Genomic DNA, 10,865 nt, shown 5'->3' on the forward strand with positions numbered 1-10,865 from the left:
TTTTTGTAATTTTGCCTTATATTAATAAGATAAAAACGAAATGGTATGAAAAATATGTTGGCATTGAGTCAGGAGCGTTTCTCGGCTCGCAAGTTTACCTCCGAGGCAGTAAGTCAGGAGGATGTGGATTACATCATGGAGTGTGTGCGACTGGCTCCATCGGCAGTGAACAGACAGCCTTGGCATTGGCTCATCGTCCGCTCGGATGAGGCTAAGGAGAAACTCCAGGAGTGCTACGACCGTGAGTGGTTCAAGACAGCCCCAATGTATATTGTGGGAATGAAGAACGTGAATGAGAACTGGGTTCGCAGATACGATGAGAAGCCTCATGGAGATATTGACGTGGCAATAGCTGCCGAGCACCTCTGTCTGGCTGCCACCGAAAGAGGTCTGGGCACCTGCTGGGTCTGCAATTATGATACAGACAAGATGCAGCAGTTTTTCCCTCGTGAAGGTTTCGAGGCTGTAGTGATTATCCCTCTCGGTCATATTGCTGAGGATTGTCCTCATGCCGAGAAGAAGCGCAAGGAAATGAACGAGATCGTGGAAGAAATCTAAAAACGAAGCTAATGGAAATGAACGAAGAATCCATCCTGGCATGGAACATCATAGAAAAGACCAGCGCTAACCTCTTCCTTACGGGCAAGGCAGGCACAGGTAAAACAACCTTCTTGAAACAGCTCAAGGAGAAGTCGCCTAAACGAATGGTGGTGCTTGCCCCAACAGGCATTGCCGCCATCAACGCCGGAGGAATGACCATTCATTCGTTCTTCCAGCTTCCTTTTTCGCCATATATTCCGGGTACAACCTTTGGAGGTGGCGAACAGAAACGCTATCAGTTCAGCAAACTCAAGCGAAACATCATCCGAAGCATCGACCTGCTGGTCATCGATGAAATCAGTATGGTACGCAGCGATTTGCTCGACGCCATCGACTCGGTGCTTCGCCAGTACCGCAAGCGCCACGACCTGCCTTTTGGCGGTGTGCAGCTCCTGATGATAGGCGATCTGCAGCAGTTGGCACCAGTGGTTACGGCACAGGAGGAACAGCTTCTGAAAGAGCATTACGATACTCCCTTCTTCTTCAGCAGCAATGCGCTGAAGCAGGTGGGCTATCTTACCGTAGAGCTCAAGAAGGTTTACCGCCAGCAGGACGAGCAGTTTATCTCCCTGCTCAATCAGATCAGGGAGAACAGGGCTTCGGATGCTACCTTGCAGGCATTGAACCAGCGTTTTATCCCTAATTTCGAACCGCCGAAGAACAGTAACTTCATCCGCCTGACCACTCATAATGCGCCAGCCCAGTACATCAATGAGCAGCAGCTTGCCGCCTTGCCATCCAGGGCTTTTTCCTATACGGCAGAGGTAGAGGATAACTTCCCGGAATCATCTTATCCGGCTGATTTCATGCTTACCCTGAAGCCCGGAGCACAGGTGATGTTTATCAAGAACGACCCGCAGCACCGCTTCTATAATGGTATGATTGGTGAGGTGATCGGTGTGAAACCCGATGAAGAAGGAGATAAGATCATCGTGCGCAGCAAGGATTCTGATGAGGAGTTTGAGCTGGAGAAGATGGAGTGGGTGAATGCGAAATATACGATCAATGAGGAGACCAAGGAGATAGAGGAGACGGTAGAGGGAAAATTCCGACAGTATCCTTTGCGCCTGGCTTGGGCGATTACCATCCACAAGAGTCAGGGCCTTACCTTCGAACACGCCATCATCGATGCTTCCCATTCCTTTACCCATGGTCAGACCTACGTGGCTTTGAGCCGCTGCAAGACCTTGGAGGGAATGGTGCTCAGTCAGCCTCTGTCTCGTGGAGCCATCATCAGCAGTCAGACGGTGGATGCTTTCAACAGTCAACTTGCTGCGCCTACCCAGAAGCAGATCAGCTATCTGGAGCAGCAATACGTGCTTCACTGCATCGGCGAGCTTTTTGATTTCTATGCTATTAGCGGAAGTTACGAGCACCTGATGCGCTGTCTGGTAGAATTCTTCAACAGCAAATATCCTCGTGTGGTGAGCGAGTATCAGAAGTTGCAGGTGGTGCTGAAGAGTCTGATAGGTGTTTCTGATAAGTTCCGTCTGCAATATACCCGCATGCTTTCCCAGAATCCTGATATCCTTCAGGCAGAACTGCAGGAGCGTATTCACAAGGGTGCTGAGTATTTCTTTGATAAGATAGGTATTCTGAGCGATTTGATCAGAAAGTCGAATCTCGATACGGATAATAAGGTAGCAAAGAAACAGTTCCAGGACCGCTTCTCTGTCTTTTCTGAGGATGTGAAGTTGAAGGAACGTCTTTTGAAATACGAGCGCAGCGCTGTGTTTACGGTGACTGATTATCTGAAGAAGAAGGCGCAGTTTATGTTGCTGGATGAAATGGGCGAAGGCGCGTCTTCAAGTGCAGGTTATGCTTCTGGTAGAAAAGCCAGAAAGCAGAAGAAATCAAATGAGCCGAAGGAGCCGAAGATTCCAACCAAGGAGGTGAGTTTCAATCTTTATCAGCAGGGAATGACTGTGGATCAGATTGCTGCAGAACGTGGTTTTACCAAAGGCACCATCATCGGTCATCTTACCTCATACGTAAAGGAAGGAAAGGTGGGATTGCGTGCGTTGATTTCTAGTGCCCACGAAAAGAAAATCCGTGAATTCATGGAGGCTCATCCCGAGATGGAGCATTTCAGCGAAATCAAGGAAGCATTGGGAACCGGCATTGATTATTACGAAATCAAACTGGTACGTGATTTAATGGAGGAGGAATAAAGGTCTTCCTCTCACCATTAAATCATTATATCTTTTTATATTGATTGATAGAACTTTCGTCGGTAAGCCCCATACGCCCTGAAAGGGCAGAAGCTCATAGCCCAGGGCACTCGCCCTGGGTTTTGTAATGGATTTAAACTTGTCGCCCTGTAAGGGCAAAAGCTTCTCTTGGCTGGTCTAGAGTTGGGCTACAGCCTTTTCCAGCTGTTGCAAAGCCTGCTTGAGAATGCTTCTAGGAGTTGCTACGTTCAGTCGCATGAAGCCTTCGCCGCCAGGACCGAACATTTCACCATCATTCAGCGCCAGGTGCGCCTTGTCGATGAATAAATCGAGAAGCGCATCGTGGGAGAGATGCAGGTCTCGGCAGTTGAGCCAGACCAGGAAGGAAGCCTGTGGACGCAACGGACGAATGCCCGGAATATGCTCGCGGCAGTAATCCTCTACGAATCGGATGTTTTCCTCTATATAGGCAAGCATCTTCTTTCTCCATTCCTCACCCTTGCGGAAAGCGGCGATGGTGGCGATAGGAGCGAAGAGGGTTGGCTCATCCAGTTCGTTGGCACTCAGCCAAGGATAGAATTTCCTGCGGATTTCTTCGTTTGGAACGATGGCGTAGCTGCTTACGATTCCAGCAATGTTGAAGGTCTTGGAAGGAGCCTGGAAGGTGATGCTGATGTTGCGCGCCTTGTCGGAAACCGAAGCAAATGGGATGTGCTTGTGTCCGAACAGAGCCATGTCCGCATGAATCTCATCGCTGATAACGAGCAGATGATGTTCGTAGCAGAAGTCGGCAAGTCGCTGCAGGGTTTCCTTGCTCCAGGTAATACCGCCCGGATTATGAGGATTGCAGAGAATCAGGATCTTGCACTTCTCATCATAGATTTTCTCCAGGTTTTCGAAATCCATCTCGTAATATCCATCCTCCTTCATCTTCAGCGGATTGAAGACCACCTCTCTGCCGTTACCCTCTGGAGTGAGGCGGAATGGGTGATAAACGGGTGGCTGGATGATGACTTTCTCATCAGGACGGGTGAAGACATTCACCACGAGTCCGATACCTTTTACAATACCTGGAATGAAGCGGATCCACTCTCGCTTCACATCCCACTGGTGGTGGTCATGCACCCAGTCGATGATGCTGGGCAGATAATCTTCCGGCTCCATAGTGTAGCCGAAAAGAGAGTGTTCTAATCTTGCCTTGAGGGCATCTGTAATGAAAGATGGGGTCTCGAAATCCATATCGGCTACCCAGAGTGGCAGCAGATCATCTCGTCCCCAGCGGGGCAGCAGGGCGCCATGCTTCAGGTCGTCGCTGCCCGAACGGTCTATGATCTTATCGAAATCGTACATGTACTTTGAACTTTGAACATTGAACTTTATGATTAGTCTCCAGTTGGTGATCTCTAATTCTTAACTATCAACTATTAACTATTAACTATCATCTATCAATTATCAACTATCAATTATAAACTTTCAGCCGCCTGCTTAATGTCTTCGAAGAGGTCGTCAACATCTTCCAGACCGACGCTGAGTCGGATGGTGGTGTCTTTTACATCCATCGACTTACGCATATTCTCGGAAAATGCACCGAAGATGGTGCTTGCCGGATGAATGGCGAGCGAACGGTTGTCGAAGAGATTGGTGGCACGATGGATGAGCTTCAGATTGTTGAGGAAACTGAAGCAGGCTTCCTTGCTTTCCAAATCAATGCAGATCATAGCTCCCGCCGTTTTGCCAAACTGGCGCTGCGCCAACTTGTGGTAAGGATTATCTTCCAAACCTACATAGTTTACATACTGAATCTGAGGTAGAGTGCGCAGCTTTTTTGCAAGTTCCAGGGCATTGCCGCTCTGAACACGATAGCGCGCATCGAGCGTTTCGAGTCCGATGGTCTGCATATAAGCTACCTGTGGAGTCATGTAGGCGCCGAAGTTGAAGAGCATTTCTCTATAGAGACGCTTGGCGAAATCGCCGTTGTAAGGAGTTCCGTAGTCGATGACCAGACCTCCGAGCGAAGTAGCACCACCACTTACATATTTAGAGCTGGAAACCACCTCAATATCTACTCCCAGATTCTTAGCCGAGAACTGTGTGAAAGGAATCACGGTAGAATCCACTACCAGCGGAATTTTCTTTTCGTGAGCCACTTCCGAGATGGCTTTCAGGTCGGCAACCTCCAACTGTGGGTTGGTCAGGATTTCAAGGAAGACGCAGCAGGTGTCATCATCGATGGCTTCACGTACCTCCTCGATATTGGTTAAATCGCGCAAGCGGACCTTTACACCAAAACGGCGCAGGGTAGCTACGAGCAGGGCGTAGGTGTTGCCGAAGAGATGCTTCGAGGTAACGATGTTCTTGCCCTGTGCAGCCAAGGACATGAATGTGTTGCTGATAGCCGCCATTCCTGAGTTGAAGGCTGTGGCGTGGGCTGCATCGGTGAGGGCTGCCACTCGGCGCTCCAGGTTGGTTACCGTAGGATTCTCCACGCGGGAGTAATCGGGAGCTTTGATCTTGTCGGTGAATGCTTCAGCCATGACGGCAGCATTGTCGAATTCGTAGGCAAGGGTGTTATATACTGGAACGCTCAGCGAATCGTAAGCATCGCGGCGTTCGTATTCCAAATGAATGGCTTGCGTTTGTTTCTTCATTTTTTATGATTTTATGTGATATTTTGTTTGCAAAAGTACAAAAAAGAAATTAAATAGACAATAGATAGCATAAAAAAACGAGTTGCGAATGCTTTTTTTATGCATTGCAACTCGTTCGAGAGAGTGTATTGATTATTCTATTCTATGTTTCCGATAGTTCCTGGGTTTGTTAGTTTCCATTCATTCCACCCGTCTGGATTCCCTGCTTTTCTTCCAGGAAATCGTTCTTGATGTTGGATTTCGCCTGCTGGAATTGCTTCTTGGTGTTGCCGAATTTCCAGGTAAGAGTGAGACTGATCTGGCGCAGAGGCACCTTCACCATCATATTCTGCACATAGTCTGAACCCACGGTCTTCTGCTTGATGTTGAGCTTGTCGTCGGTTGGTGTGAGGAACATCAGACTCAGGTCCAGCTTATCCTTGACGATGGATTTGGAGAGGGTGGAGTAGAAGAAAGCCATTCCGCTCTGATAGCCCTGCAGGTTCTGCTGCTTGCTCTGAATGATGCTTCCTACCGTCCATTGCAGTTCCCAAGGCAGAGTCTGTTGCAGATTGATCATCGTACTGCTGTTCCAGCCATGGTTCTTCCATCCCAGGATTTCGCTGCGCAGGTCGTTGTAGCTCAGACTCTCGTTCAGCATCAGTCTCGTCTTCTTGAACACCAGCCAGTTGGCAAAGACATTCAGACTGGCGTTGCGAGTCTTCGAAACATTGCCGTAGGTGGTGTTGAGCAGATTGTCTGCATCGATGAACGAATACTGCTCTATCTGGTTGTTGCAGAATCCATAGCCTAGAGTCGTGCTCAGGATGAATCTAGGGTTGTAATAATTGAACACCATGTTCAACTGATGCGACTTCACCACGTCGAGGTCTGTATTACCATAGCTGATGGCGGTAGGATTACTGCGATCTACATACGGGTTGAGATAGGTGATTCCCGGACGGGTGATTCTCATGCTGTAGTTCACGCCGAGATTCACTCCTGGAGTGATGCTGTAGGAGAGGCTGGCGCTCGGCACGAAGTTGCCGTAGTTCTTGTCGAAGTTGTCGCCCTTGCCCTGCTCGAATTTCACTTTCTCCCAGGTCTGTTCGTATCGGGTTCCCAGCATGGTTCCAATCTTTCCGAAGTTTCCTTTCCATTCAGCATAGGCAGCCAGGATGTTCTGGGTGTTCTTATACTCCATACTGTTGGCAGGATTCAGCGTTTCGCTTTTATCTTCAGCCACGTCGTAGTAGCGGGAATCGCTCTTGTTGATGCGGGCAATATACTTGGCTCCGAAGTTCAGACGCTGGGTGGCGCTGAGCGAATGGGTGAAGTCTGCCTGGAATGTATGTTCCGTTCCGCGTGTCTTGCTCTTCGAGAGAAGATCGTGGAGCTGGAGAGCCGTCACATGACTGATATCGTCGTAGAACGTATAATTGTCGGTGTGAGAAGGGTTGGTGCTGAAAAGATAGCTGAGGATGAGATAGTTCGTGCGCTCCTTGTTGAAGAATCGCTGATAATCGAGACTTCCGTTGAAGGAGGTGTTGCCCATATCCTGCTTCATCTCATTGCCGTATTCGAATCCTTCGCCGTAGATTCCGCCTGCCATCTTCGTGAGAGGGTGACCCGTAATCTTCTGGTTGAAGGTGGTCAGACCAGCCGTGGCACTGATGTTGCTCAGCGAATCGAGTTCGTAGCTCAGACTGATGTTGCCCATGGAGAAGGGCTGCTTCATATCCGAATTCTGATAGTAGTTCATCGTGCTTCCATCCTTCTGGATTCGGTCGAAGGAGATGGTGGTTCCATCCATGCGCTGATGATTGTACATTCCGTTGGCACTGTAGGTAAGCTTGCCCTGCTGACCGCTGATGAAGGCGGAGATGCGCTGCGTCTGGTTGCCGGCAGCAGCACTGATGTTGCCATTATAGCCATTGCTGAGGTCGTTGCCTCCGGCGCCGTTCACGGCTTGCTTGTTGAGTACGATATTGAGCACGCCTCCCGTACCTTCAGCATCATACTTGGCTCCCGGATTGGTGATTACCTCAATGTTCTTGACCATGGTAGCCGGCATTGCCTTGAAAATCTGCGAAGGGGTGGCTGAGAACATCGGGTTGGGTTTTCCATCCACATACACCTTGAAGCTGGATGAACCGTTCACGGTAATGTTATCCTGTCCATCCACGGTAACCATCGGCACCTTGCGCAGCATGTCGAGAACGGTAGAAGCCTTGGCGTCAGCATCCTGTTGCACGTTGTAGGTCATCTTGTCGGTCTCCATCTTTACCAGCGGCTTGGATGCAACCACGGTAACTGCGTTGAGATCCACGTCTTTCCAGAGGGAATCTGTGACCTCAGCATCGCTCTGCGCGAAACTTTCTAGCGAGCAGACGAGCAGAGTACTCATCAAAATCATATTTTTCTTATTCATATTCTTCGTTTTAAAATATCCTTGTTTGTTAACTATCTTTTTGCCTTTTTGTTTGTTTGACGATGCAAAGATAATAGATTCTTTTGGACTGGCAATGACTCTGGGAGGGTTTAACCCAACAATAACTTTCTGAAAGCTGTCCTTAACGTTGAAATAACATAAATTTATCAGAAACCCTGCAAAAAGCATAAAATGTAAGCCATTCATTCGTTTATCTCAACTTTATTTTGTAATTTCGCAACGAAATAGAAAAATCAGCGTTTCTTGGATGATCATAGAATAAACAATAGAATAAAAATATAAATCAGTTATGATGAAATCAACTAAAATGAGTCTCAGGGCTCTTACGTTTAGTGCGGCACTCTGTGCTTCGCTCGGAACATCGCTTTCTGCCTTTGCCGAGACCATCGAAGTGCAGAAGCTGAAACATGCAGGTCCTTATCCTGTAGCTACCCCTTGGATGGCGGATAGCGTGAATGTGAAGGGTGAGAAATTCTCGATGAAGGGTATGCTCGACTCTCCGCTCTCGTTTACCTTATTGAATAATGGTAAGGAGGTGGCTGCTTCTCAGCTCCTGGCTGATAGCAGGCAGAATGCTCTTCACCTGGCTTCGTTCACCATTTCGAACACCAGCCGTACCCAGGCTACCATCGAGGTGAAGGGATTGAAGCAGTATCGCCTCTTTGTGGATGGAGAGCAGGTGAAAGTGAATGGCGATAAGGCAGAGACAGTCCTGATGCCTTCTACCCATACCGTGGTCATCAAGTACCTCACCGCTTCATCTGCCGATGCTTCCGCTTCAGAAAAGAATGCATCAGAAAAATCATCTTCTTCAGAAAAGAAAGCTGATCAGAATTTCAAGATCAGCATTACTGCGGCAGATGGCAAGCAGCTGAGTGTGGGCGAATCTTCTGCCAGCACCAAGCGTACCTTTAATATATACGATGTAATCTGCATGCCTAACTATGCGAGCGTTCAGATGTCGCCAAACGGCAAGTTCATGATCGTGAGCAAGACTTGGGTAGATCGTCAGGGCAAGAACCATAGCGTCAATGAATTGAGAAACTGTCAGACCAACAAGGTGGTTGCTTCTTTCGAGGAAAGTGTAAGATGGATGCCTCGTACCAACAAACTGTATTTTACCGAGAAGGCGAGCGACAGTTCCATTGCCGGCGAAGGAAAGGCAGATGGCGAAGTTCAGCTGATTACCATCAATCCGATGAATATGGAGCGAGAGGTGTTGGCGGCAAACATTCCGGAGGGATGGTTCCAGTTTACTCCAGATGAGAAATCGCTCATCTATACGCTCTATGAGGAAGGCAGAAAGAAGGATCCTCAGGTGTACGATGTAAAGGAACCTGATGACCGTCAGCCAGGATGGAGAACCCGCAGCTATCTGGCTAAGTATGATCTGGCTTCAGGCATTCTCCAGCCGCTTACCTTCGGCTACCATAATGTTTATCTCAACGATATTTCCGCAGATTCCCGCTATCTGCTCATCGGCAAGAGCGAGGAGCGCCTTACCAAGCGTCCTACTACTCTCAACTCCCTCTATCGTCTCGATCTGAACGATATGAGTGTTGAGGCGCTGGTAGAGAAGGGTGAATTCCTGAACAGTGCCCAGTTCTCTCCAGACGGCAAGAGCATTCTCGTTACCGGTTCGCCTGAGGCTTTCGATGGAATTGGAAAGAATGTGGAGGAGGGACAGATTCCTAGCATGGTTGACACCCAGCTCTATCTGATGAATCTGGCGGATAAGAAGGTTCGTCCGATGACCAAGAATTTCAATCCTAACGTGCAGAGCGTGGATTGGAGTAAGGCGGATGGCAATATTTACTTTACAGCCGAGGATAAAGACTGCATGCATCTCTTCCAGCTGAACCCTAAGTCTGGCAAGTTTACTTTGCTCAAGACTCCAGAGGAGAACATCAAGAGCTTCTCCATCGCAGCGGCTGCTCCGGAAATGGCATTCTCAGGACAGAGCGCATCCAATGCCGACCGACTCTACAAGATGAGCACCAAGGCGCAGAAGTCGCTGCTCGTAGATGATCTCAGTGCCCGTCTGCTGAAAGACATCGAGCTGGGCGAGTGCAAGGCTTGGAACTTCGTGAATTCCCGTGGCGATACCCTTTGCTGCCGTTACTATCTGCCACCTCATTTCGATGCTTCCAAGAAGTATCCGATGGTGGTGAACTACTATGGCGGTTGCAGTCCTACCACCCGTATGTTCCAGAGCCGCTATCCTCATCATGTCTATGCAGCGATGGGTTATGTGGTTCTGATCGTGAACCCAAGCGGAGCCACCGGTTTCGGTCAGAAGTTCTCTGCCCGCCATGTGGATACTGCCGGCGAGGGAGTGGCTGAGGATATTATCTCCAGCACCCAGGCATTCTGCGATGAGCATAGTTTCGTAAACCGCAAGAAGATAGGTTGCATCGGCGCCAGCTACGGCGGTTTCATGACCCAGTATCTTCAGACCAAGACCGATCTCTTTGCCGCAGCCATTTCTCATGCCGGCATCAGCGACCATACCAGCTATTGGGGCGAAGGCTATTGGGGATACAGCTACAGCGAGGTTTCCATGGCGAACGAGTATCCTTGGACCAACAAGCATCTCTTCGTAGATCAGAGTCCGCTCTACAATGCAGACAAGATTCATACTCCATTGCTCTTCGTGCATGGAACAGCCGATAATAATGTGCCTGTGGGAGAGAGTATTCAGCTCTATACGGCTTTGAAGCTCCTTGGCCGTCCAACGGCGATGGTTCTGGTAGATGGTCAGGATCACCACATCATCGATTATGAAAAGCGCATCAAGTGGCAGAACACCATCTTCGCATGGTTTGCCAAGTGGCTGCAGGATGATGGCAGCTGGTGGAAAGAGATGTATGGAGAGGAGAAAATGTAAAAAAAAAGGTGTGTCATAAGTCCTGATAATGGCAACCGAGGACGGGCTGAAAGCCCAAAAGCTCCTAGCCCAGGGCAGCGCCCTGGGTTTTAGAACAAATACAAAAAGTCGCCCTGAAAGGGCAAAAG

General features: G+C 48.9%; 6 protein-coding genes. 3 read left to right on the forward strand and 3 right to left on the reverse strand.

Going from position 1 to position 10,865, the window contains the following annotated elements; translation table 11 throughout:
- The first annotated feature begins 45 nt into the window (after positions 1-45).
- Positions 46-558: a nitroreductase family protein gene (locus DW830_RS11190; RefSeq protein ID WP_119249959.1), complete on the forward strand. Its 513-nt coding sequence runs from the start codon at positions 46-48 to the stop codon at positions 556-558.
- An 11-nt stretch (positions 559-569) separates the two neighbouring features.
- Positions 570-2,771: a helix-turn-helix domain-containing protein gene (locus DW830_RS11195; protein WP_119249960.1), complete on the forward strand. Its 2,202-nt coding sequence runs from the start codon at positions 570-572 to the stop codon at positions 2,769-2,771.
- Positions 2,772-2,948: 177 nt separating this feature from the next.
- Here DW830_RS11195 and DW830_RS11200 read toward each other — a convergent pair whose 3' ends face one another.
- The 3 genes from DW830_RS11200 to DW830_RS11210 all read right to left on the reverse strand — a co-directional run bounded on the left by DW830_RS11200 (position 2,949) and on the right by DW830_RS11210 (position 7,829).
- The gene (locus DW830_RS11200) at positions 2,949-4,121 is read right to left on the reverse strand and encodes a MalY/PatB family protein (RefSeq protein WP_119249961.1); all 1,173 of its coding nucleotides are present in this window, start codon (positions 4,119-4,121) and stop codon (positions 2,949-2,951) included.
- A gap of 113 nt (positions 4,122-4,234) precedes the next feature.
- Positions 4,235-5,419 (reverse strand): aminotransferase class V-fold PLP-dependent enzyme, encoded by a 1,185-nt coding sequence (locus DW830_RS11205; RefSeq protein ID WP_119249962.1) that lies wholly within the window; start codon positions 5,417-5,419, stop codon positions 4,235-4,237.
- 169 nt (positions 5,420-5,588) lie between these two features.
- A complete protein-coding gene (locus tag DW830_RS11210; RefSeq protein ID WP_233544495.1) occupies positions 5,589-7,829 on the reverse strand; it encodes an outer membrane beta-barrel family protein in 2,241 nt (746 codons plus the stop codon).
- 310 nt (positions 7,830-8,139) lie between these two features.
- Between DW830_RS11210 and DW830_RS11215 the strand changes: the two genes are divergently transcribed.
- The gene (locus DW830_RS11215; protein WP_233544496.1) at positions 8,140-10,737 is read left to right on the forward strand and encodes a S9 family peptidase; all 2,598 of its coding nucleotides are present in this window, start codon (positions 8,140-8,142) and stop codon (positions 10,735-10,737) included.
- Positions 10,738-10,865: the final 128 nt, after the last annotated feature.

It is taken from the genome of Prevotella sp. AM34-19LB, assembly GCF_003468525.1.
In the GTDB taxonomy this organism is placed as follows: domain Bacteria; phylum Bacteroidota; class Bacteroidia; order Bacteroidales; family Bacteroidaceae; genus Prevotella.